At 45.2% G+C, this 24,367-nt stretch carries 25 protein-coding genes and 1 pseudogene; 19 read left to right on the top strand and 7 right to left on the bottom strand.

What is annotated here, in order from left to right:
- Positions 1-14: 14 nt before the first annotated feature.
- Entirely contained in the window at positions 15-488 is a 474-nt protein-coding gene (locus tag M1B78_RS07900; protein ID WP_257940353.1) for a DUF456 domain-containing protein, read from the top strand.
- A gap of 25 nt (positions 489-513) precedes the next feature.
- Here M1B78_RS07900 and M1B78_RS07895 read toward each other — a convergent pair whose 3' ends face one another.
- Positions 514-1,191: a hypothetical protein gene (locus M1B78_RS07895; protein ID WP_257940352.1), complete on the bottom strand. Its 678-nt coding sequence runs from the start codon at positions 1,189-1,191 to the stop codon at positions 514-516.
- Positions 1,188-1,715 (bottom strand): hypothetical protein, encoded by a 528-nt coding sequence (locus M1B78_RS07890; RefSeq protein ID WP_257940351.1) that lies wholly within the window; start codon positions 1,713-1,715, stop codon positions 1,188-1,190. The genes M1B78_RS07895 and M1B78_RS07890 overlap by 4 nt, the downstream gene beginning before the upstream one ends.
- 250 nt (positions 1,716-1,965) lie before the next feature.
- On the opposite strand from M1B78_RS07890, the gene M1B78_RS07885 reads away from it, so the two are divergent.
- The 10 genes from M1B78_RS07885 (at position 1,966) to M1B78_RS07845 (ending at position 10,667) form a co-directional block, all read left to right on the top strand.
- Positions 1,966-2,088 carry a hypothetical protein gene (locus M1B78_RS07885; RefSeq protein ID WP_257940363.1) on the top strand — a complete coding sequence of 41 codons (123 nt, stop codon included), beginning with the start codon at positions 1,966-1,968 and terminating at the stop codon, positions 2,086-2,088.
- Positions 2,089-2,099: 11 nt separating this feature from the next.
- Positions 2,100-2,564 (top strand): HU family DNA-binding protein, encoded by a 465-nt coding sequence (locus M1B78_RS07880; RefSeq protein ID WP_257932048.1) that lies wholly within the window; start codon positions 2,100-2,102, stop codon positions 2,562-2,564.
- Positions 2,565-2,899: 335 nt separating this feature from the next.
- The gene (locus M1B78_RS07875) at positions 2,900-3,673 is read left to right on the top strand and encodes a ParA family protein (protein WP_136011387.1); all 774 of its coding nucleotides are present in this window, start codon (positions 2,900-2,902) and stop codon (positions 3,671-3,673) included.
- Positions 3,674-3,803: 130 nt separating this feature from the next.
- On the top strand, positions 3,804-4,688 hold the full coding sequence (locus tag M1B78_RS07870; RefSeq protein ID WP_257940350.1) for a ParB/RepB/Spo0J family partition protein: 885 nt from the start codon (positions 3,804-3,806) through the stop codon (positions 4,686-4,688).
- Positions 4,689-5,525 carry a DUF5683 domain-containing protein gene (locus M1B78_RS07865; protein ID WP_136011389.1) on the top strand — a complete coding sequence of 279 codons (837 nt, stop codon included), beginning with the start codon at positions 4,689-4,691 and terminating at the stop codon, positions 5,523-5,525.
- 27 nt (positions 5,526-5,552) lie between these two features.
- Positions 5,553-6,869, top strand: a complete 1,317-nt coding sequence (locus M1B78_RS07860; protein WP_257940349.1) for a lytic transglycosylase domain-containing protein — start codon at positions 5,553-5,555, stop codon at positions 6,867-6,869.
- Positions 6,870-6,945: 76 nt separating this feature from the next.
- Complete coding sequence (locus tag M1B78_RS07855) at positions 6,946-9,204, top strand: RelA/SpoT family protein (protein WP_257940348.1); 2,259 nt, start codon at positions 6,946-6,948, stop codon at positions 9,202-9,204.
- Positions 9,205-9,457: 253 nt separating this feature from the next.
- Complete coding sequence (locus tag M1B78_RS07850) at positions 9,458-9,736, top strand: hypothetical protein (RefSeq protein ID WP_257940347.1); 279 nt, start codon at positions 9,458-9,460, stop codon at positions 9,734-9,736.
- Positions 9,733-9,891 (top strand): DUF1573 domain-containing protein, encoded by a 159-nt coding sequence (locus M1B78_RS18865; protein ID WP_168354393.1) that lies wholly within the window; start codon positions 9,733-9,735, stop codon positions 9,889-9,891. Before M1B78_RS07850 ends, M1B78_RS18865 begins: the two co-directional genes overlap by 4 nt.
- 71 nt (positions 9,892-9,962) lie before the next feature.
- Positions 9,963-10,667 carry a bacteriocin fulvocin C-related protein gene (locus tag M1B78_RS07845; RefSeq protein WP_257940346.1) on the top strand — a complete coding sequence of 235 codons (705 nt, stop codon included), beginning with the start codon at positions 9,963-9,965 and terminating at the stop codon, positions 10,665-10,667.
- Positions 10,668-11,080: 413 nt separating this feature from the next.
- Here M1B78_RS07845 and M1B78_RS07840 read toward each other — a convergent pair whose 3' ends face one another.
- Positions 11,081-11,470 carry a MerR family transcriptional regulator gene (locus tag M1B78_RS07840; protein ID WP_257940345.1) on the bottom strand — a complete coding sequence of 130 codons (390 nt, stop codon included), beginning with the start codon at positions 11,468-11,470 and terminating at the stop codon, positions 11,081-11,083.
- Between the two features lie 170 nt (positions 11,471-11,640).
- Between M1B78_RS07840 and M1B78_RS07835 the strand changes: the two genes are divergently transcribed.
- From M1B78_RS07835 to M1B78_RS07815, 5 genes are all read left to right on the top strand, one after another.
- Positions 11,641-12,552, top strand: coding sequence for a helix-turn-helix transcriptional regulator (locus M1B78_RS07835; protein ID WP_257940344.1), 912 nt, complete (start codon positions 11,641-11,643; stop codon positions 12,550-12,552).
- 145 nt (positions 12,553-12,697) lie between these two features.
- Positions 12,698-13,000, top strand: a complete 303-nt coding sequence (locus M1B78_RS07830; protein WP_257932045.1) for a hypothetical protein — start codon at positions 12,698-12,700, stop codon at positions 12,998-13,000.
- Between the two features lie 356 nt (positions 13,001-13,356).
- Positions 13,357-14,784, top strand: a complete 1,428-nt coding sequence (locus M1B78_RS07825) for a leucine-rich repeat protein (RefSeq protein WP_257940343.1) — start codon at positions 13,357-13,359, stop codon at positions 14,782-14,784.
- A gap of 20 nt (positions 14,785-14,804) precedes the next feature.
- Positions 14,805-15,293 (top strand): DNA-deoxyinosine glycosylase, encoded by a 489-nt coding sequence (locus M1B78_RS07820; RefSeq protein ID WP_136009582.1) that lies wholly within the window; start codon positions 14,805-14,807, stop codon positions 15,291-15,293.
- A gap of 16 nt (positions 15,294-15,309) precedes the next feature.
- Positions 15,310-15,540, top strand: a complete 231-nt coding sequence (locus M1B78_RS07815) for a hypothetical protein (RefSeq protein WP_136009581.1) — start codon at positions 15,310-15,312, stop codon at positions 15,538-15,540.
- A gap of 264 nt (positions 15,541-15,804) precedes the next feature.
- On the opposite strand, the gene M1B78_RS07810 is transcribed toward M1B78_RS07815, so the two are convergent.
- On the bottom strand, positions 15,805-16,014 hold the full coding sequence (locus M1B78_RS07810; RefSeq protein WP_168354287.1) for a hypothetical protein: 210 nt from the start codon (positions 16,012-16,014) through the stop codon (positions 15,805-15,807).
- A gap of 43 nt (positions 16,015-16,057) precedes the next feature.
- On the opposite strand from M1B78_RS07810, the pseudogene M1B78_RS07805 reads away from it, so the two are divergent.
- Positions 16,058-17,014 (top strand): annotated as a pseudogene (locus M1B78_RS07805) (AAA family ATPase); the annotation flags it as partial.
- Here M1B78_RS07805 and M1B78_RS07800 read toward each other — a convergent pair.
- On the bottom strand, positions 17,011-17,979 hold the full coding sequence (locus M1B78_RS07800; protein ID WP_176469607.1) for a M23 family metallopeptidase: 969 nt from the start codon (positions 17,977-17,979) through the stop codon (positions 17,011-17,013). The pseudogene M1B78_RS07805 and the gene M1B78_RS07800 sit on opposite strands and share 4 nt — an antisense overlap.
- 213 nt (positions 17,980-18,192) lie before the next feature.
- Here M1B78_RS07800 and alaS point away from each other — a divergent pair, with 213 nt between their 5' ends.
- Positions 18,193-20,811 (top strand): alanine--tRNA ligase, encoded by a 2,619-nt coding sequence (alaS, locus tag M1B78_RS07795; protein ID WP_136009579.1) that lies wholly within the window; start codon positions 18,193-18,195, stop codon positions 20,809-20,811.
- Between the two features lie 452 nt (positions 20,812-21,263).
- Here the strand turns inward: alaS and M1B78_RS07790 are convergent, their stop codons facing one another.
- Together M1B78_RS07790 and M1B78_RS07785 are read right to left on the bottom strand one after the other, a co-directional pair.
- Complete coding sequence (locus M1B78_RS07790; RefSeq protein ID WP_136009578.1) at positions 21,264-22,073, bottom strand: hypothetical protein; 810 nt, start codon at positions 22,071-22,073, stop codon at positions 21,264-21,266.
- Positions 22,074-22,153: 80 nt separating this feature from the next.
- Positions 22,154-23,572 carry an ATP-dependent DNA helicase gene (locus M1B78_RS07785; RefSeq protein WP_257940342.1) on the bottom strand — a complete coding sequence of 473 codons (1,419 nt, stop codon included), beginning with the start codon at positions 23,570-23,572 and terminating at the stop codon, positions 22,154-22,156.
- 95 nt (positions 23,573-23,667) lie between these two features.
- On the opposite strand from M1B78_RS07785, the gene M1B78_RS07780 reads away from it, so the two are divergent.
- Complete coding sequence (locus tag M1B78_RS07780) at positions 23,668-24,354, top strand: hypothetical protein (protein ID WP_136009576.1); 687 nt, start codon at positions 23,668-23,670, stop codon at positions 24,352-24,354.
- The last annotated feature ends 13 nt before the right edge of the window (positions 24,355-24,367 follow it).

Here is a 24,367-nt window from a genome sequence, read left to right as displayed (position 1 = left end):
GAAACAATACACCTATGGACATTCTTCTCATCATCTTGGGCATCCTCTGCCTGATTGCCGGACTGGCAGGCTGCATCCTGCCTATGATTCCGGGACCGCCCGTAGCCTATACGGGCTTGTTGCTCCTACACCTCACGGACAAGGCGCAGTTTTCCACCATGCAGTTGCTTTTATGGCTGGCGGCAGTCGTCCTTGTACAGATACTGGATTATTTCGTCCCGATGCTGGGCAGCAAATACAGCGGAGGCAGCCGATGGGGCACACGCGGCTGTCTCATAGGCAGCATCATAGGGCTGTTCTTCATGCCTTGGGGCATCATCCTCGGCCCCTTTCTCGGAGCCTTCATCGGTGAGCTGATGGGAGGCAGCAACGCAAACCGGGCCTTGAAATCGGGACTGGGCTCGCTACTTGGATTCCTGCTGGGCACAGTAGCGAAATGCGTGATATGTGCTTACTTCTGCTGGAAGTTCGCAGAAACACTGTTATAAATTGCAGCGAAAGCACGTCCATCGTTTACAGATGACAAGACAGGCCTATCTGTGTGGTCAGCAAGAATAGGCCAAACTTTCCTCTCGGCTTGAAAGGAATCGGCTCCCTTCCGCCTTTCCCCAACTTGACAGGCGAGTAAAGCGCATCCACCTCCAAGCTAATGCCCCAATGGCGTGCAAAAGTATATTCAAAACCTATAAAGCCATTGACTCCCGCACTGGAAGCGGAAACCTTTATGTCATCAGGATGGCCCGAAAGAGCCGTCTTGCTCCGGTAGTGCAAATACCCCACTCCTCCTCCCATAGTGCCGAAACATGACGGGAACATGGTGGCACGTTTCAAGTAAGAGACCTGCGGTGCCACATAGATGAGATTCACCCGTTCTTTCACTCCTTCTGCCTGAAAACGTTGCGAATGCGTATTGCCATAGAGAAGCCCTCCATAGCCCACTTCAGAGGAAGAAGAGTAGCACATAGCTTTGAGCAGGTTGGCCACGCCTCCATCTTTGCCATCTACGTCCCAAGCCGAAATGCCATGAGACGAAGCATATCCCGTGATTCCCCAGCCATAGGTCAGCACAAATGTTTTTTCACCTGTTTCCGTGTCAGTGGCATATATTTTCTGGGCTTTAAGCGGAAACGAGCCAAAACCCAGCAGTGCGAACAGCACAACCACCATTCTTACAACAACCTGCCTGTTCATTTTTCTTCAATTATCCAAAGAGAATAACTATTTTCTGCTATCGCCATCATTGCTTTCAAGTCTAATGTTCTTTCCGAGCTAAGCCCTGCATTGTCAATATTCCTGCACATTTCATCCGTAAAAAGCCTAATTTGAGATTTATCTCCAATTTCCACAATATTAGATACATATTCTTTTAAGAAATCCAAATCATCACAATAATGCACATTAGGGAAAAGAGATTTTGCCTTTTCATTTGCAGCATCCAAATCTTGCACCAGACTCATCATTTGAGCGAAATCAAATTCTTGTTTTACAGCTATGGCATAATCCATACCTTCAGGATCAAATGAATCAAGTTCATTACTCCTTCTCTGGTTTACCGGAAAGACAAATGTGGCAAATGCGGCATTATTCAAATCCGTAACAAGTTCTTGAGAAGTTTCGAGGCTATCCGCATCTTCTTGAACAACAGTTTCTTCATGCCCACATGCACTTAACGCTATAGACGAAACAAAAATTAAAAAGATGAAATAATTCCTCATAGCCAACCCTATTTTTGATTAAAGATTCCGCGTTCGAATATACCAAAAAACATTTGCATTTCAAAACATTAGCAATAAAATATTTATCCCCTTCTACGAATCTTTCATTTTAACTCCCGATAACTCCATTAAATGAAAGAGTCATACTCTCACGGAAGACACCCTTGCCTTACTTCTTCGGAAAACACTTGCATATCTGCCGAAACACACTTACCTTTGCCGCACAAGATGCCAACTTGAACAACACAACATGCCGACTTACGACACACAAGATGCCATCTTGTGCATCATTTCCGGCAATGCGCTGCCTGCCGGAAAGAGATGGGGCATACGCCAGGCAGGCATGCGCAACCCAACGGATATACAACCATAACAAGAAAGGATATAGACATGATTTATCTGGTAAGAAAGAAACTCTTCCGCACCAAGGAAGGAATGAAGCAACTATACTATGCCGTGCAACGAACCTTGCAAATGCGCGGAGGAGTGACAACAGAGATATTGGCCCGCCGCATGGCCCGCCGCAAAGGCATGAGCGAGGGCGACGTGCAGAGTGTATTGGTGGACTTGCCCAAGTACATCGAAGAGGCACTCTGCGAAGGCGAGTCGGTCACCATCAAGGGTCTAGGGTCCTTCAACCTGTCCATCACGAGCGAGGGCTTTGAGCACCCCGACGATGTGACCCCAGGCAAAGTACGGGTGTCACGCATCTACTTCAAGCCCGACCGCACGCTTGTAAACAGGTTGCGGCAAAACATGAACTTCTACCGTTACCCGTTGAGCAAATATTTCCCTAAAGAAATGCTGCGGCCCGAGACACTGGAACGGGAAAGGGCTTCGATAGACTAATATGCCAATCGGCCTATTAATACACATTCTTTTTCAGTATAAAGAACAGTGAAAATAAGCTATTTACAAAACAAGCAAAAGACATGAAAGCATAAAACAAATCTTAATCTTCTGCAAGCGAGGCAAAAAAGCCTCCCTGTTTCAAGATAAATATGTATATTTGCCTGCTAATTAGAGGGAAATAACGACCGAACCGCCGAATACGGAGAGACACACCGCCTTGTGGAGTTATTAACAAAACAGGCGACTTATCAACCGTTTTGGCAATCTTCCTCTTTTTTAGTAGGCACTATCCGGAATTATCACTTATTTCGCTGCCAATAAATATTGAGATTATGGGAAAAATAATTGCTATGGCTAACCAAAAGGGTGGTGTAGGCAAGACTACGACGACAATCAACCTCGCAGCCTCGCTTGCCACGCTTGAAAAGAAAGTGCTTGTTGTAGATGCCGACCCGCAGGCCAACGCCTCCTCCGGATTGGGTGTGGACATCAAGCAGTCGGAATGTACTATCTACGAGTGCATTATCGACCGTGCAGACGTATGCGAGGCCCTTCATGACACGGAGATAGACACTCTGAAGGTCATCTCCTCCCACATCAATCTGGTAGGTGCCGAAATAGAAATGCTCAATCTGAAAAACCGCGAAAAGATACTGAAAGAAGTACTCGCTCCGCTGAAGAATGAGTTTGACTATATCTTGATAGACTGTTCCCCGTCTCTGGGTCTGATTACGGTCAACGCACTGACTGCCGCCGATTCGGTAATCATCCCCGTACAAGCGGAATATTTCGCACTGGAAGGCATCAGCAAACTACTGAACACCATTAAAATCATCAAGTCGAAGCTGAACCCCGCCCTCGAAATCGAAGGCTTCCTGCTGACAATGTACGACTCGCGTCTGCGCCAGGCCAACCAGATTTACGATGAAGTGAAACGCCACTTCCAGGAACTGGTATTCAACACCGTCATCCAGCGTAATGTAAAACTGAGCGAAGCTCCCAGCTACGGCCTGCCCACCATTCTCTATGACGCAGACTCAACCGGAGCCAAGAACCACATGGCACTTGCCAAGGAGCTGATAAGCAGAAACGCAAGAAGGGATTAGTGGTTAAGGATAAGCGGTTAGTGATTAATGATTAGGGGTTAGTGATAAATACCATATTTACAATACACAACAAAATCACCCCGCATGGCTAAATAGTAAATTGTAAATCGTCAATATAGTAAATAAACAGATGGCACAAAGAAATGCATTAGGACGCGGGCTGGACGCCCTGTTCTCCATAGATGAAGTGCAGACCGAAGGTTCCTCCTCCATCAATGAAATAGAGTTGTCGAAGATTACGGTCAATCCCAACCAGCCCCGTCATGAATTCGACCCGGTTGCGTTGCAGGAGTTAGCTGATTCCATCTCCGAAATCGGCATCATACAGCCCATCACCCTGCGCAAGCTTAGCGACGACGAATACCAGATTATCGCCGGCGAGCGTCGTTTCCGCGCTTCGCAGCTTGCCGGACTGACCAGCATCCCCGCCTATATCCGCACTGCAGATGACGAGAACGTCATGGAAATGGCGCTCATCGAAAACATACAGCGCGAAGACTTGAACTCCGTAGAAATAGCCCTCGCTTACCAGCATCTGTTGGAGCAATACGGGCTGACGCAAGAGCGCCTCAGCGAACGCGTAGGCAAGAAGCGTACCACCATTGCCAACTACCTGCGCCTGCTCAAACTGCCCGCTCCCGTCCAGATAGGACTGCAGAACAAGCAGATAGACATGGGACATGCCCGCGCGTTGGTGACGCTGGGCGACCCCAAACTGCAGGTGAAGATCTTCGAGGAAATCCTTGAGCATGGCTATTCCGTGCGCAAAGTGGAAGAAATAGTAAAGTCGCTGAGCGAAGGCGAAACCGTGAAGAGCGGCGGTCGCAAGATTGCCCCCAAACGCGCCAAACTGCCCGAAGAATTCAATATGCTGAAACAACAGCTCTCGAGCTTTTTCAGTACCAAAGTGCAGCTCACTTGCTCGGAGAAAGGAAAAGGCAAAATCAGTATCCCGTTCAATAACGAAGAAGAATTAGAACGTATCATCGGCATTCTTGATACGCTGAAGAAATAAATGAGGAAAAAAGGAAGAATACATCAGTTAGCCATTGCCCTGCTGCTCTGTTTTTTACAGATGGCAGGGATTGCTATGTATGGTCAGGACCGTCCGCGCGCCGCTTCAAAGCGTGCACAGCGGCATCAGACCGATACTCTCGACACCGTGCGCCCGCAAGCCGACAGTCTGAACCGGACGACAGACCGAATACGACGACGGCCCACCATGGGAAAAGACAGCCTTGCCGTGGCCGACAGTCTTGCAGCCGAAAACAAACGGAAGATGCTGGAAATGACCGCCAGCCCCGACCTGAAGGAACAGCCCGTGCCTACAGACAGCCTGCAAAAGGCCATCGACCCCAAAAGATGGGTGCCCAATCCTACGAAAGCCACCTGGCTTGCTCTCGTCATTCCCGGAGGCGGACAAATCTACAACCGCAAATATTGGAAACTGCCCATCTTCTACGGCGGATTTGCCGGTTGTGCCTACGCCCTCACGTGGAACGGCAAGATGTACAAGGACTATTCGGCAGCCTACAAGGATGCCGTAAACGAAAACTGGACTTCCAGCAGCATCACCGACCTGCTTCCGCCCAACCATAATTACAGCAACAGCCAGCTGACGGAAATACTGCGGAAGCGCAAGGACACTTTCCGGCGATACCGCGACTTGAGCATCTTCGCCTTTATCGGCGTATACCTGCTGTCTGTTGTCGACGCATACGTAGACGCAGAATTGTCCAACTTCGACATCACCCCCGACCTCAGTATGAAAGTGGAGCCTGCCATAATCAACAGCCAGATGACCGGCTCCTCTAAAAGAAACGTCGGCGTACAATGCAGTTTCCGATTCTAAAAACGAAAATTAAAGCATAATACCTATATGATACATAAGTCCATCCATACCAGAAGAATTATCCTCGGAGCCTCGATTCTGCTTTGCACCCTCTTCGCCGCTCCGGCCACGCATGCGCAGGAAAGCGTGGAAGTGCTTATCCGCGAAAACGGTACAGAACGCCAAGAATCCATCGAACTGCCCAAAAGCATGACCTATCCGCTGGACAGCCTGCTCAATGACTGGAAAGCCAAGAACTACATAGACTTGGGAAAAGACTGCAGCACCTCTACCGTGAACCCGATGTTCAGCGACTCCGTATACATAGACCGGTTGTCGCGCATGCCGACCGTCATGGAAATGCCCTACAACGAAATTGTACGCAAGTTCATCGACATGTATGCCGGACGCCTGCGCAATCAAGTTGCCTTCATGCTGAGCGCCTGCAATTTCTATATGCCCATCTTCGAAGAAGCACTGGATGCCTACGGCCTGCCGCTCGAACTGAAATACCTGCCCGTCATAGAGTCTGCCCTCAACCCTTCTGCCGTCTCCCGTGCGGGAGCCTGCGGACTATGGCAATTCATGCTCGCCACCGGAAAGATATACGGACTGGAAAGCAACAGCCTCGTAGACGAACGCCGCGACCCGATAAAAGCGACCTGGGCCGCAGCACACTATCTGAAGGACATGTACGACATCTACAAAGATTGGAACTTGGTGATTGCCGCCTACAACTGCGGTCCGGGCACCATCAACAAAGCCATCCGCCGCTCGGGAGGGAAAACGGATTATTGGGAAATCTACAACTACCTGCCCAAAGAAACACGCGGTTACGTACCGGCCTTCATTGCCGCCAACTACGTAATGACCTATTACTGCAAACACAACATCTGCCCCATGGAAACCGACATTCCGGAGGCAACAGATACGGTGCAGATAAGCCGTAACCTTCATTTCGAGCAGATTGCCGATATATGCGGCATCAGCCTGGACCAAATAAAGAGCCTGAACCCCCAGTTCAAGAAAAGCATCATCCCCGGAGAGAGCAAGCCGCAGACACTACGCCTCCCCATCAACCACATCAGTACCTTTATTGACAAACAAGATACCATCTATGCCCACCGCAGCAACGAGTTGTTCAAGAACCGCAGAGTAGTAGCCGTTTCCGATACACGCTCGACGGCACGCAACAGCAAAGGCAGTACCGCTACGGGGAATGTCACCTACCACAAGATACGCAGTGGCGAGAACCTTGGCAGCATTGCACGGAAATACGGCGTCACTGTCAATCAGTTAAAAAGTTGGAATGGATTGCGCAGTACCAGAATCTCCGCAGGAAAGCGCTTGAAGATTTATAAATAAAGACATAAACGCTTGTCCCGTGTTGAAAATTGCTTATTTTTGCAAAAAGTGAAGTGAAGAAAGGAGAAAGCAGTATATGGAAGAAAACATAAGTCAGAAGGAAAAGGAAAAAGCCGAAGAGGAAATGATCGAACAGGCATTCCAAGAACTGTTGAACGACTATCTGGGCACCAAGCACCGCAAGCGCGTCGAAATAATAACCAAAGCATTCAATTTTGCCAACCAGGCGCATAAGGGCATCAAGCGTCGTTCCGGCGAGCCCTACATCATGCACCCCATTGCCGTGGCAAAGATTATCTGTAATGAGATAGGACTGGGGTCTACTTCCATATGCTCGGCATTGCTGCACGATGTGGTGGAGGACACCGACTACACCGTAGAGGATATCGAAAACATCTTCGGCCCCAAAATCGCCCAGATTGTAGACGGGCTGACAAAGATTTCCGGCGGCATCTTCGGCGACCGTGCCTCGGCGCAGGCGGAGAACTTCAAGAAGCTGCTCCTCACCATGTCCGACGACATCCGTGTCATCCTTATCAAGATAGCCGATCGCCTGCACAACATGCGCACGCTTGGCTCCATGCTGCCCAACAAGCAGTTCAAGATAGCCGGTGAGACCCTTTACATCTATGCCCCGCTTGCCAACCGGCTGGGCTTATACAAGATAAAGACCGAGCTTGAGAACCTGAGTTTCAAATACGAACATCCCGAAGAATACCGCGAAATAGAAAAGAAGCTGGAAGCCACCTCCGTTGAGCGTGACAAGGTATTCAAAGACTTCACTACCCCTATACGTGCCCAATTGGATAAGATGGGCCTGAAATACCGTATCCTCGCCCGGGTAAAATCCATCTATTCCATCTGGAACAAGATGCAGACCAAGCATGTACCTTTCGAGGAAATCTATGACCTGCTTGCCGTACGCATCATCTTCGAACCGCGCAATATGGAAGAGGAACTGAACGACTGCTTCGACATCTATGTCTCCATCTCCAAGATATACAAGCCCCACCCCGACCGCCTGCGCGACTGGGTCAGCCATCCCAAAGCCAACGGCTACCAAGCCCTGCACGTCACCCTGATGGGCAACCACGGGCAGTGGATTGAGGTGCAAATCCGCAGTGAGCGTATGAATGACGTTGCCGAACAAGGCTTTGCCGCCCACTGGAAATACAAAGAAGGCGGAGGCAGCGAAGATGAAGGCGAACTGGAGAAATGGTTGCGTACCATCAAGGAAATTCTGGACGACCCGCAACCGGACGCCATCGATTTTCTCGATACCATCAAACTGAACCTGTTTGCATCAGAGATTTTCGTCTTCACCCCGAAAGGCGACCTCAAGACCATGCCGCAGAACTCCACAGCACTGGACTTTGCCTTCTCCCTGCACACCGACATAGGCAGCCACTGCATCGGTGCCAAAGTAAACCACAAACTAGTCCCCCTAAGCCACAAGCTGCAAAGCGGTGACCAGGTAGAGGTACTGACCTCCAAGTCGCAACGTGTGCAACCGGAATGGGAAGCATACGCCACCACCGCCCGCGCCCGTGCCAAAATAGCTTCTATCCTGCGTAAAGAAGCAAAGGCTTACCAAAAAGAGGGTGAAACCATAATCGCCGACTTCTTCAAAAATGAAGATATCCGCATTGATGACGCCGCATTGGACAAACTGACCAAACTGCATAAATTCCATACCCGGGACGAATTGCTCGTAGCCGTCGGTAGCAAGAAGATTGTATTGGGTGATGCAGATAAGAATGCATTCAAAGAAAGACAGAGCAGCAACTGGAAGAAATATCTCACCTTTTCGTTTGGAAACAAAGACAATAAAGAGAACAAGGAGCAGCCGGAAGAAAAAGCCCCTCAAGAAAAGATTAATACCAAACAGATTCTAAAACTGACCGAAGAGGCCATCTCCAAGAATTATATCATGGCAGACTGCTGCCACCCTATTCCGGGCGATGATGTCCTGGGATATATCGATGAAGAAAACCGCGTCATCATCCACAAGCGTCAGTGCCCCGTTGCCGCCCGCCTCAAAAGTAGCTACGGAAACCGCATCATCGCCACCGAGTGGGACACGCACAAGGATTTGTCGTTCCTCGTCACTATATATATAAAAGGTATAGACAGCATGGGACTGCTGAACGAAGTGACCCAGGTCATTTCCCGCCAGCTCAACGTGAACATCCGCAAACTGACCATCGAAACCAACGACGGCATCTTCGAAGGAAAGATACAGCTCTACGTACACGATGTGGAGGACGTGCGTACTATCTGTAATAATCTGAAGCAGATACAGAACATCAAGCAGGTGGTGAGAATAGAGGATTAAAGCAAAAGCATGGCAGAATTAACTTTCCTTATAAAAATAGATTAAGAAAAAGTATTCTCAACATAGTTAAAAGCCAATTAACCTCCAGCGAACCAACCGACATTCAACTGACAGTAAAGCAATATTCTGGTAGTGAATACACTGATAGTAATTTGAATATTTATATAAAGCAATTAAAAATAAATATGCATAATGGAATTAAATACCACCTTTATTGACACAATTAAAGTCGTTATAAATAACCATTATAATAATGAGAACACAACTAATTTTATGCCTTGGAATCTTCCTGGTTAGCTGTACAAATAAAGTTTCCAATACATTGGTTCTGAATACTGAAGATTTTAAAAATTTCCAATTAGATTCATTGGGTAAGAATAATGAAAGTCTTCTTCTATTTAAAGATAAAGTTATTGATTTTGGTTCCATAATGGAGAAACAAACATCTGAAATTTTAATCTATTTCCCTTACGCAAATATTGGGCAATCGAGATTAAGACAGATGTTTCATGCAATTGCCTCACAGCTGTGAATAAAAGCCCTCCTTTGTCCAGAGGAGAAGTCGGAAGTATAGAAGTCTTAGTTAATATAAGAAACAAAAAGGGAGTCTTTAATAAAGCAATCTTCATTAAATCAAATGCGACTAATGACATTGAAATTATTCGCGTTAAAGGTTTTATAAAATAGTCTTTAAGAGACCCATTGAAACTTTTCAACAAAATCATATTATATAATCACGTTTTATAAAAATAGTCTATATGCAAAAAGTCAAATATCTATTAGTTTTGGTTATGAGCATATTTTCTTTCTCTTGCCAGAAAAGTAATATGTATAGTTGCGATCCTGACATTGAAAGATGGGCAAATGAGAATGTTTTAGAAATAAGCAGGATGAGTAGAATGCAATTTCTGAATTTAAAAAAGGATTCATATAAAAGAGCTGCTTATCGAATCTTTGATACTGAAAAGAAACGAGAAATATGGAACGAAAAATACCAAGAGTTGGAAAAGCTAGACTGGTCTGAAGTCGAATGGAAGCATATAGAACTAATCTATTCATTGATATTAGATTATGAGAAGTCTATATTCACTTCTATCGATTTGAATAATAATGACGAGTTGCTGATTTTTATATATCGATGGCAAGAATATGCCAACAACACACTCGGATGGAATAAAAAGCAAATTCATGCAATTTGTTATAGCATAGAAAAAGTATTAAATAAGCAAGGTGACTTAGATAAAAATTTTGAAGATGAAATTATTGCGTTAACTCAAGGAGAAGGAGTTGGGTTTGAATGTTCGTGTAGCCAGAAAAGTAGTTATTGCGATATATTGAATCATGAAGGACCCGATTACACTACTTGTAGAACTCCAACAAGGGGCAGTTGTAAGCCAACTTCAGGATGTGGATTATTTTGGCTGTTTGAGTGTGATGGAATGTGTTTAGGATTAGGAATTTAACCGCATCATTATGAACAAAAAGAAATGTTTTATATCAATTTTCTTCATATCCTTCTTATTATTTATTCTTCTTAGCCCGATAAGAATAATAGGAGCGATACAAGCTACTATTACTTCGTGCGTGATATTTCAAGCATTTACGGTAATTATGCTTAGTCGATACTATAGAATTATTAAACCTTGGATTCTATTTGTTGCAATTTTATTTGGAAGTTCTATTATTGATATCCCAATAAGGATTCGTTATTTTGAATATACGACGTTGTCCTTTCCTGAATTTGTAGGTAGGATAGTATCTATAATAATAGGCTATCTCGTATTCAAATTAATTGCAAAATTTAGCTGCAAAATGAATAACAGTTCTGATATTGATTTTCCCAAATAGACACGCGCGGATTAGTCGAAGTAGATACTTACTTCATATTCTGAATATTTTCCTTCAGATTCTCCACATCGTCGTAGGTGAACGCGTCCAGCGCCAGCTTCATGCCCACCAGCTCTTCGCGGATAGCCTTCAGACGATCCACAATCTCGAAGTTACGGAGCGTGTTCTCTTTATTGTCCTTCATCCGCTGGCGGGCGCCGGGCAACGTCATGCCACGCTCCTTCACCAGATGGTAAATGAGCTTCACTGTCTCCACATCTTCCTTGCGGTATTGCCGCACGCCCCGTCCCGCCTTCTTCGGATTGAGTTGCGGAAACTCCTTTTCCCAGAAGCGGAGCAGCGATTCGTTGACGTCGAACATGGCAGCCACCTCACTGATGGAGTAATATAACTTCAAATTCTTATCTGTATTCAGCATAGAGTACTTTTTAAAAGCACAAAAATATACCTCTTTTTTCAAACCTCCGTTCTTTTCCGGATTAAAATCTCTAAACCGGCGGTTTTAACCGTCACTTTTTTCTGCAGGCGACACGTTTTGTCGTCCAACCCTGTCATCTTTGTTCGCAAGAACGAAACAAGAAAAGATATATGGGCAGAAAGTTAGAAGGATTGCAGCGGATGCTGATTATTATCAACAAGCTGAAAGGATTGCAGCACTATGTATCGCGGGAGGAATTGGAAAATTATGTCTCGCTCCGCATGGAGGAACGCGACGGCACTCCCGTAGATTTGCGAACGCTGCAACGTGACTTCAATGAAATAGAGAGCCTCTTCGGCATACGCATCTGTTTTGACAAGAAACGGAACGGCTATTACATCAATGAGGAAGATGACTTGAAAAAAGAACAATATGAGCGCCTGCTGCTGAACTTCGACTTGCTGAACGCTATCGACAGTACCTCCAACCTGCATACATACGTACTGGCGGAACACCACCGCCCGATGGATTGCGAGTGTCTTCCACTATTGATAAAAGCTATCAAATTCTCCCATCCGTTGACTTTCAACTACATCTATGTACGCGAAGGAGGAAAAATACGTGAAAAGAAAGTCCTTCCCCATTACCTGAAAGAAGACCAGCAAAGATGGTATCTCCTTGCCTACGACAAAGGAATGCTGAAAACCTTCAGTGTAGATTGCATCCGAAACCTGAGCATTCTTTACGAAGAGACTTTCAAACGCAACATGAATATCAACGTGGAAGAACTGTTCAAAGACAGCTACGGCATCTGGAACCAGACCGACATCCCTGTGGAAGAAATCGAACTAAGTTACGATGCACTGGACGGCAGTTTCCTGAAATCCGTACCGCTGCACCATTCACAAGAAGTGCTGGTTGACAATGAAGAGGAATTCCGCATCCGCTTGCACCTGCGCATCACCAACGATTTTGTAATGGCACTGCTGGCACGTAGCCGTTCGCTGACAGTTGTCAAGCCGATGCACCTGTGCGAACGGGTGCGGAAGGTGTATGAAGAGGCGCTGAAAAGGAATGGATAATAGTCTATTGTCTTTCCAACATAATAAACGTCTAAAACAGAAAATCATGAGCAACCAGTCTTACCAAAGCAGAAAGAATATCCTGAAAGGAATAGGCGTACTTTGTTTCCTTAGTATCTTTGGATATTATTCTTATCAAGACAGTATGAACAAAATAATGTTAGAAAAGAGCCTGAATGAAAACGCCGCGCGACAACGTGCCTTCAGAAACAAATTTCACGATCCACATTCTTCCCCCTCCGAAAACGGGAACATAACTTATAAAAAAATATCGGAAGAAACATATCGCCTATCCCCCGAAAAACAAAGCGAAAGCGACATCTTCAACGAAAATTTAGATGAATATCTTGCAAATCCGGAAGATGAACTTACCTATCCGCCCGAAATCTATGATGCACAGATAGATGACGAAGAAGATGATTTGATAAAAAATAGAGTTTATTACTAAAAAACAGATGACAATATCCCCTTCTTTGAGTTTGATAATCAATAAACTTTTTGTAGTTTTGCAAAGTCCAAACATAACTGGTTAGGACATACATAGTTTATTGATGAAAGTGTAGCTTTTACCCTTCGTTAGAAAGTCTGGTAAATTTTCAATGAATGTAAGGAATAGCAATCACGCTCATCACTTGTTTGTATATGCTTACCTAAGCGATATACATTACAAGTGTGGGGAATATTGTCTATTTACATTCGGGTTTACCAGAGCCTCTAACGAGATAGATGATGTGACTCCACACTTTCTTTTATAGTAATAAGGCTATGATTCGGAGTCCACTATAGCCATAAGTTATTCTAATCATGAAAAAAAACAATCTGCAAATTTCCTTATGGTTTATTGCCATTTCATGTGTGCTTATTGTTTCATGCAGCAAAGAAGACGAACCACAACTCATTCTTTCACCGGAAAGTGAAATGCTATTTACTAATGGCATAATTTTCCCTGCAGAAGGAGGCGAACAATCCATGTCTTTTACTATTATGAACCAAACATGGTGGCATAGCTGGATAACCCCCACCAATAAGTGGTGCACAGTAGAGTATAAATATAATTTTGAACAATCAAATGAAGTCACAGCCTACATTCATGTTGCAGAAAATGCAGAACACAATGAAAGGAATGCACAGTTTGTAATAAAGGTGGGAGACATACAAAAGGAACTGAATATCAAGCAAAAATCGGTAGATTTTATCCAGCTTCCAGAAAAAAGGCATGAAATTCGTCATGTTAGTACAACATTTCAAATAGAAGTTCTGTCAAATTGTAACTATGCAATTGAAATTGACCCAGAGGGCCAATCATGGATTTACAACAAAGAAGGCAATCTTCAATATCAGCCTGGAAAACAAATCATTACATTTATTTCATCAGAGAATGAAAAAACATCTCCTCGCGAATGTAAAATTACATTTAAAGGTGAAAGCAACTCGGAACAAATAGAAATATACCAAGCTGCAAAACCTGCATTAACATTATCAGAGAATGGAACTAAAGCACGGATAGATATTCAAGAGCCAGGCAAATTACCTGAAATATTATCTACAACAGACTTAACTAAAATAAAAGATTTGACTCTTATAGGCTATATAAATGGGACTGATTTTGTTATCATGGAGAAAATGACCAATCTTATTCATTTAGATTTATCACATGCAAATATTAGATCTGGAGGAGATTCATATCAACGCATAAACAATGACATGGACTATTTCACGAAAGACAATGAAATTACTGATTATCTATTTTTCAATTGGGAAAAATTGGAACATATACTTTTACCAGAACAAGCTAAATCCATTGGTGAATGCGCTTTTAATCATTGTAAAAATCTAAAAAACATAAACATTCCCAATAGAGTAAAAACCATAGGAGCTTATGCGTTCACCGGTTGTATCGCACTTGAAGATATTCATTTGCCTGAAACCTTAACAAAAATAGAGGATAGCACATTTGGACTTTGTAAAAATTTATCCATTATAACTATTCCTCAAAACGTAACATATATAGGACGTTGGGCATTTGGAAACTGTTCCAGATTACAAAACGTTATCATTAAAGGAAAAATAACGCCGACAATAACTCCAACTAGTTTTGTTGAAGAAACGGGAGCTTCTATAGAAGATATAGCTCCTTTACGCTTCGTTTTATATATTCCCAAAGGCTGTAAAGAAGATTATCAAAACAATTCTATATGGATGGCACATGCTATTGCAATTTTTGAAGAATAACATTAACATATCACAGAACGATGAAAAAAGATGAATTACTAAACAACAGGGTACAATCATTACCGCCTATTATTGATGAAAGTTCCGAAATCCTAATATTGGGAACCATGCCCGGTAAAGAATCACTGAGAAGCAAAGAATACTACGCTTCACCCAATAATAGTTTCTGGAAAATAATGAAGAGATTGTTCAATTCCAATATGGAATTCAAAGATTACGAGGAAAAAATTTCGTGTTTAAAGAAACACCACATTGCATTATGGGATACGTTACAGTCTTGTGAACGTGAAAGCAGCCTGGATAGCAATATAAAAGAAGAAGAATATAATGACATTGACGGCTTGCTGAATCGTTACCCAAAAATAAAAAAAGTTGTATTTAATGGAAAGAAAGCTGCCAACTATTACAAAACTCGATTGCCGTCCAGTATAGCTTATTCTACCAGTAATGCTTGTGCTAAAAAGATAGGAGAAAAGATAAAAAATTGGGAAAATGCCCTAACATACTAAACATCAAAGAATAATTATGAAAGGTAAGAAAATATTCACTTCAGAAGAAGTTTTCAAAATTAAAGAGTTAATCAGACTGAAACTGCAATCTTCCAATAATGAACAAAAAGGCATCAGAGCCAAGATCCGAAGAATTGGCTTCTATTGGGAAGATTTTCATCAAAAAACGGAGATACCTAAAGTGGAGTATAATATTGAAAACTTTGAAGAGTTGATAAGAAACAGAAATATCACCATTCAAAATTAATGTTTATTCAGTACAAATCTATAAACCTCTTATTACCCAATATTCTTTTATGATACTGGCATTAGCTGACGAACCGAATTAATTTTTCCACATGATTACTTGTATAGAGAATTCACACAGAAAGTCGATTTCTACGGATAACGGTTACCAGGGGGAGATAGAACTCATTTCTGAAAAAGAGGGTGATAAATTTTAGAAAAGCGGCGGCAGATTCTGAAAACTACGTGATGTTTTCAGAATCTGCCGCCGCTTTTTTATGACCTCTCAGAAAAAACATCCGTGAATAATGGTGCCGCAATACGTTGATGCCGTTTCATGAGCATAGTCCGATTGACAGTCTGCTTGTTCTGCGGCAAAGTCATCTGTATTGTCACTAGCTTCAAGTTTGGCGTAATTGATGGATACTTTAACGCCACCCTCCATTTTAAGGAGTTTATAAATGACCTGCAAAAGCAGAAAAAGTACTCTTCTCATTCCGAACTCTTTGCACTATATTTGTGCTGACAAAAGGAAAAGGATGGATGACCTGACAAGCGGCTTCAATATCGGAACCAATTACTCGCTGTCTGCCGAGTTCAATGAACTGACCGGATTTACGGAAGAGGATGTGCGCCAAATGTTAAACTATTATGCCACTACCTGCGAGTTCCACCATACTACGGATGAATTAGCAGTATTGATGAAACCATGATATGACAACTACTGCTTTTCAGAAGACAGCTATGGGCGCACCACGATGTACAACTCCAATATGGTGCTTTACTTTGTGGATAACTACGTACGCAATGGAGGCAAACCGCCGAAGAACATGGTGAAAGAAAATATCCGCGTGGACTACAACAAGCTACGCATGCTCATCCGCAAGGACAAGGAGTTTGCCCACGATGCATCAATCATACAGAAACTGGTGGAACAAGGATTCATGACCGGAGAATTGAAAGCAGGATTCCCTGCCGAAGAGATTACTCATCCCGACAATTTCATCAGTTTGTTGTTCTATTTCGGTATGCTCACCATTGGCGGCACGCACAAAGGTGCTACAAAGCTAACCATCCCCAACCAAGTAGTGCGTGAACAGCTGTACAACTGCCTGCACCGCTACTCCTCCCAGCGCGACAAGCAGAAGGGCGAAGCCTACGTGCACGGCTTCACTCTCGCCATGACGTCGCAGAACCGCTTCTACCATCCGGTTTCGGAACAGGACACACAGGCAGGCTATGCAGACATCTTCCTTCTTCCGCTGACCGAAATCTACAAGGACATGGAGCACAGCTACATCATCGAACTGAAATATGCCAAAGGAAAAGACAGCAACGAACGGGTGGAACAACTACGCTGTGAAGCCATTAAGCAAGACAATCGCTATGCTGCCAGCAAAACTGTCCGAAACAACATAGGTAATACTACGCTACACCGGATAGTAGTGGTATACCGAGGCACGGAAATGGCAGTCTGCGAAGAAGTGATAGATTAGTCAAGCACCTTCCCGTGATTCGCCGCAATCTGTATCATGCGGTCATAATCCTCGGCACTCAAATCCATGAAGTAGTAATTCACCGGATTCACGACTTTCCCTTTAACGTGCACCTCGTAGTGCAAATGCGGACCGGTGCTCTTGCCCGTACTGCCTACTCCGCCGATGACTTCACCACGCACCACCTTCTTACCCGGTTTTGTACGGAAATCGCGCAGGTGGGCATACCATGTCTGATAGCCGAAACCATGGTCGATAATGACCGTATTACCATACCCGGTTTCCCATCCCATCTTGATAACCGTGCCGTCTCCTGTGGCATAGACATCAGTACCCGGATTGGCAGAGAAGTCCATACCGGCATGGAATTTCGGAGTGCCATAGATGGGGTCTATACGCGTACCGTAGCCTGAAGCAGTCTTCTTGAGGTCTTTATTCGAAATCGGTTGGATGGCCGGAATGCAACGCAACATCTCGTCGTGGCTTTTGCACATATCCACCACGTCATCAAAAGAGTTCGACTGGATATAAAGCTGCTTACTGAGCATGTCCATCTTTTGAGTGGTATTGATAACCAAATCGGAGTTTGCCATATCCATCAGATGTTCATAGCGGTTGGTGCCGCCATATCCCGCCTGACGAATGGCAGTAGGAATAGGGTCGGCCATGAAAATCACCCGGTATAGGTTGTCGTCACGCTGCTGTATGTCCTGCAACACTCCCATCGCCTCGTCTAGTCGGCGAGAGAGTACGTTGTACTGCGCCTGGAGTTGGCTGTTTTCTTTCCGCAACTCTTTCTCTGACGGGGAGCCGAAGATTAACAGCAGCACGATGAAACTGCCCGCACCCAGCCCCATACCGATGAACAAACGGCGGAGAATACTCAGCGCCCGCTGCCTCACGGTAGGATAAATACGGTCGTACGTCTGCGTCTGTGGATTATAAATGTAGTAAACTTTGCGCATCTTAGGAAATATTTCGCTTGTCAATGCGGCAAAAGTAATAAAAACAAGCTATCTTTGCACAGTTTTTTCAAGAATTATAAGATTTATGATTTATAAGAGTGATAATAGTGGGGAATTACCTACAAGGCTGATAGCTTTTTCCTTTAAAATCATAAATTGTACAAGTCATGAGTCGCAAGCTATAAATAAAAATCATAAATCATAAATAGACGTATGTTGACTGCAAACGAAATCAGAGACTCTTTCAAGAGTTTCTTCGAAAGTAAAGGTCACCAGATAGTGCCTTCGGCTCCGATGGTGATTAAAGATGACCCCACGTTGATGTTCACCAACGCAGGAATGAACCAGTTCAAAGATATTATTCTGGGCAACCACCCGGCGAAATACAAAAGAGTTGCGGACTCACAGAAATGCCTTCGCGTAAGCGGAAAGCATAATGACTTGGAAGAAGTGGGGCACGATACCTACCACCACACCATGTTTGAGATGCTGGGCAACTGGTCATTCGGTGATTACTTCAAGAAAGAAGCTATCTCCTGGGCATGGGAGTATCTGGTGGATGTGCTGAAGATAGACCCGAAAGACCTCTATGCCACTGTGTTCGAAGGTAACGCCGAAGAAGGTTTGGAACGCGACAACGAAGCTGCCTCCTACTGGGAACAGTTCTTGCCGAAAGACCATATCCTGAACGGAAACAAGCACGACAACTTCTGGGAAATGGGTGATACGGGTCCCTGCGGTCCGTGTTCCGAAATACACATCGACTCACGTCCCGAAGAAGAAAAGGCACAGATTCCGGGCAGCCAACTGGTGAACAAAGACCATCCGCAGGTGATTGAAATCTGGAACCTCGTGTTCATGCAATTCAACCGCAAGGCAGACGGCAGTCTGGAGGGGCTTCCTGCCAAAGTTATCGATACCGGTATGGGCTTCGAGCGACTGGTGCGCACGCTGCAGGGAAAGACTTCCAACTACGATACGGACGTGTTCCAACCGATACTGAAAGCCATCGGCGACATGGCAGGCAAGAAGTACGGCGAAGATGAGAAATCGGACATCGCCATGCGCGTGATTGCCGACCATATCCGTACCATAGCTTTCTCCATCACCGACGGACAGCTACCGAGCAATGCCAAAGCAGGTTATGTCATCCGCCGTATCCTGCGACGTGCCGTACGCTACGGTTATACGTTCCTCGGACAGAAGCAGGCATTCATGTACAAGCTGCTTCCCGTGCTCATCGAGAATATGGGTGGCGCTTACCCCGAACTGAATGCACAGAAGGACTTGATTGCAAAAGTTATCAAAGAAGAAGAAGACTCTTTCCTCCGCACATTGGAGACGGGTATCCGCCTGCTGGAAAAGACCATGACAGACGCCAAAGCCGCGGGCAAGAACGAAATCAGCGGAAAGGATGCCTTCACCTTATATGATACTTTCGGTTTCCCGCTCGACCTGACGGAGCTGATTCTCCGCGAAAACGGCATGACTGCCGACATCAAGGAATTCGATGCCGAAATGCAACAGCAGAAACAGCGTGCCCGCAATGCCGCTGCCATAGAAACCGGTGACTGGATTACGCTAAAAGAAGGTACTACCGAATTCGTGGGATATGACTATACGGAATATGAAACATCCATTCTGCGCTACCGCCAAGTGAAGCAAAAGAACCAGACCTTGTATCAGATTGTGCTGGACAAGACTCCATTTTACGCTGAAAGCGGCGGTCAGGTAGGTGATACCGGTGTATTGGTGAACGAGTTCGAAACCATCGAAGTAATAGACACCAAGAAGGAAAACAACTTGCCCATCCACATCGCCAAGAAGCTGCCCCAACACCTGGAAGCTCCAATGATGGCATGCGTGGATACCGACAAGCGTGCCGCTTGTGCCGCCAACCACTCTGCCACCCACTTGCTGGATGCCGCACTGCGCGAAGTTCTTGGTGAGCATGTTGAGCAGAAGGGTTCTTTGGTTACACCGGACTCCCTGCGTTTCGACTTCTCACACTTCCAGAAGGTGACGGACGAGGAAATCCGCAAGGTAGAACACATCGTTAATGCAAAGATTCGGGCCAACATACCTTTGAAGGAATACCGCAACATTCCTATCGAAGAAGCTAAGGAGCTGGGGGCCATCGCTCTGTTCGGTGAGAAGTACGGCGACCATGTACGCGTCATTCAGTTCGGTTCTTCCGTAGAGTTCTGCGGCGGTACGCACGTAGCCGCTACCGGCAACATCGGTATGGTGAAGATTGTTTCCGAAAGCTCCGTAGCTGCCGGTGTACGCCGTATCGAAGCCTACACAGGTGCACGCGTAGAAGAAATGCTGAATACCATCGAGGACACGCTACGCGACTTGAAGGCGCTCTTCAACAATGCTCCCGACCTTGCCGGAACCATCCGTAAGTATATCGACGAGAATGCCGGACTGAAGAAACAGGTAGAAGACTTCATGAAGGAGAAGGAAGCACAGTTGAAAGAAAAGCTTTTGAAGAACGTGCAGGAAGTCAATGGCGTTAAAGTTATCAAGTTCTGTGCTCCGCTACCGGCGGAAACGGTGAAAAACATCGCCTTCCAGCTACGCGGCCAGATTACAGAGAACCTGTTCTTCGTGGCCGGAACTGAAGCCGAAGGCAAGCCGATGCTGACCGTCATGCTGAGCGACAACCTCGTGGCAGGCGGACTGAAAGCCGGAAACCTGGTGAAAGAAGCTGCCAAACTTATCCAAGGCGGTGGCGGTGGCCAGCCCCACTTTGCAACTGCCGGCGGTAAGAATGCTGACGGACTGAACGCTGCCATTGACAAAGTATTGGAATTGGCAGGATTATAATCGAAAATGATTGGCGAAACACTTGACATCGCCTCTGCGATGTTGTATATTTGTAACGTCATTTTTTAGATATTTCAAAATTAAACTACCGGGAAAGGAGGAGCATTGCTTCTCCTTTTCTTTTTACCTTCCACGGTATTCCATTTGAAATGCCACATGCCGGCTCCCAAAACTCTACACCTTACCATCCTAAATGCCACACCTTAGCAAGTAAAATGGCTGACATTTACCCTCCAAAGCCCTGGAGTTTCCGTGAAAAACCCTGAGGTTTGGGACAGTGAAGTGAAGGGACGGATGATTAGTCCAGAACAAACAGACAATACATTCGAAGCAAACGAATGATGCATACAGAACAGACAGATGATGCGCAACAGAAACAAAAACGGGAAGCCCAAGCCTCCCGTCTGTTAATCTTTCGTAAATCTGCTCTTGACAAGATTTCCACTAAAGCCTCATTCCATCCGAAGTAGAAACATTTCGCGATAAACCACCAGTGCACCTTCGGGCAACAAACCGAAAGGACAGAAAGGAGTTACATTTTCCGCAAGAACACATTTACCATTTCCCGAAACCGTCCGCGTAAAGAGCCTCTTCTCTCCATTATAAGTAAACTGCCACAGTGCATATGTATCCCCGCTCTCATCTTCCACTGGAACTGTCTCGTATATTCCCATTAGCGGTTCCTCCTCTTTCCCCGTTGGATAGATTTCCAATATACCTTTCCACATACTATTGGAGAAATCTTCGGGCACCAGCACATAATACCCACCATCCTTCACCCAAGGACGCTCGGCAAGTTCCTTAGAAACATCCCCCAGCAGTTCCGTCGGTGCACCACTACTGATACCATACTCGAAGCCCATCTTCGTCAACGTATATTGCCTACGACCTTTCACCGTGATGCGCAGTTGTGTTTCCTCACCGGAACCATCCATCACCTTCACAATCGTCTCCCCCTCTGCCAACGGATGAATCTTGATACGCTGATACCCGTTGACATCATCGGTAAAAGTCACGGAAGCCACTGATTCATGCTCGTTAATCACATTATAGGAACCGTCGCCACCGTCAATGCCCAGCACTGTATCTTCATTTGTTTCAGAAAGATAATAAGAAAGGTTAGACACCAGATTATTACATGTCCCAATCTGATAAATAGGCTCCACACCTTCGAAAAGCACCATGCTCCGATAATCGTCCTGGCAACCGGAAGCGATAAACAGCACCACTATGAAAGCAAAGAAAGAGTATAACTTCTTCATAATATTATTCAGTTATAGTTGTTCTATCTACAAAAATAAAAAAAATACCGGAATACTGCGTCAGTACCCCTCTCTATTTTTCAAACAATTTGTTCTATCGGATAGTTCACTAAATAAAGCGTTCCTGTGGCACGGGTAAAGGCCGTATAGAGCCAACGGAAATAATCGGGTGTCAGATACTCGTCCGTCATATAGCCCTGGTCAAGGAATACATTCTTCCACTGCCCTCCCTGCGCCTTGTGGCAAGTCACGGCGTAGGCATACTTCACCTGCAGAGCGTTATAGTACGGGTCTGCTTTCATCTTCTTCATCCGCTCGCGCTTCACGGTAATGTCGGCATAGTCCTCAAGGACGGAATAGAAAAGCCGGTCATGCTCCGCCTTTGGCAGTGCGGGAGAGTCGGTATGCAAGGTATCGAGCAGCATGTTCACCTCCAATTCGAAGTCGTCGTAATCGGGAAAAGACAGCGTCACGTCCGCAAAACGGAAGCCATACAGTTCACGCGTATGGCGCACGCGACGCACCACGGCAGTCTCACCGTTGGCAATGAAGTCCATCTCCTTCTCTTTTTCCGTCCAAAAGTAGTTATTTTTCGCCACCATCAACAAATCACCGGTGTTCAGCTCATCCTCACGCCAGAGAATCTGTGCACGGATGCCCTTGTTGTAGATGTTCGCCCGCTTGTTGGAACGGCACACCACGATGGTTTCATCCAGCCCGTCATGGTCGTAGCAAGAGCTCAACGTCTCTATCAGCTCATTGCCGGGCAGCACCTTGATGTCGGCAAATCCCGAGACTTTTATCTTGGGCAGACTATAGCAATCATCTTCCGCTATCAACCGCCGCAGGAGGGTAGCATTCCACAAAATACCCGACTGTTGTTCCTGGCGTACTACCTGCGTCAAATCCACTTCCAACACCTCCAGACCATAGCCTTTCAAAGCATCGGCAAAGAGAGCGGGACTCTGTTCCTCTCCCACCGGCGGAAGCTGCGCCGTATCGCCCATCAGCAACAAACGGCACCCCTGACCGGAATAGACAAACTGCACCAAGTCATCCAGCAGCCTGCCCGTACCAAACATGGAACCGGACAGTCCCTCATTGGAAATCATCGAAGCCTCATCCACTATATAGAGAGTGTGAGTTGTCAAATTATCGTTCACAGAGAAATTACTCAACTCATTAGAGAAAGATTGCTGTCTATAGATTTTTTTATGAATTGTAAATGCCGAATGTCCCGCATAGGCCGAAAAAACCTTTGCTGCCCGCCCGGTCGGTGCCAGCAATACCGACTTCTGTTTCAGCTTATCCAACGTCCTCACCAAAGCACCGACCAGCGAAGTTTTGCCCGTTCCAGCATAACCACGAAGCATAAAAACCACCTCGTTACGGGATGAGAGAAGGAACTCCGATAAATATTTCACAGCAATTTCTTGCTCTGAAGTTGGTTGATAAGGAAAATTTTCCTTAATTTGCCTTTCTAAATAGTTATTTATCATTTTTGTAACAGAAAAAAGTAAGGGGAACTATCGTTTTTAAATTAATTTCTTTTATTTTTGCGGTGCGAATATAACAACTAAAAAACATATTTATCATGAAAACAGTATTTAATGTCATTTTAGGCTTATGTGCTTTGGTGCTAATTTATATTTGTTATGCCAGCATTATGGGTCCTATCAACTTTGAAAAAGCAAAGAAGCACAGAGACGCAGCTGTCATCGCACGTCTGATTGACATCCGTAAAGCACAATTGGAATATCGTACTTTACACAACCAGCAATATACTGAAAGCTTCGACTCTCTGATTGACTTTGTCAAGCATCAGAAACTTCCGTTCATCTTCAAGCAAGGTGAATTGGATGACAAACAGTTGGAAGACGGTCTGACTGAAAAGAAAGCCATCAACATTATCAATAAAGCCAAGAAGACAGGCAACTATGCCGATGTCAAGAAATGGGGATTGGAAAACTTCAAGCGTGATACTCTGTGGGTAGCCGTATTGGACACTATCTTCCCGAAAGGTTTTAATGCTGACTCCATGAGATATGTTCCCTTCGGAAACGGCGCACAGTTCGAAATGGCTATCAAGAATGACACAGCTAAATCCGGTGCTCCTTTCTGTCTGCTCGAAGTGAAGACTCCGTACGAGGTTTATTTGAATGGTCTGGATCAGCAGGAAATTGCCAACATCAAGGACGTACAAACCAAACTTGGCAAGTACTGCGGTCTGATGATTGGTAGTCTGGAAACAGCCAACAACAATGCCGGTAACTGGGAATAATCTCATCCCGATA

Origin of the sequence: Bacteroides muris (ex Fokt et al. 2023), from assembly GCF_024704895.1 — a bacterium.
Lineage (GTDB): Bacteria > Bacteroidota > Bacteroidia > Bacteroidales > Bacteroidaceae > Bacteroides > Bacteroides muris.
The sequence above is the reverse complement of the archived record's forward strand: the minus strand, read 5'-3'. Positions and strand labels throughout refer to the sequence as shown.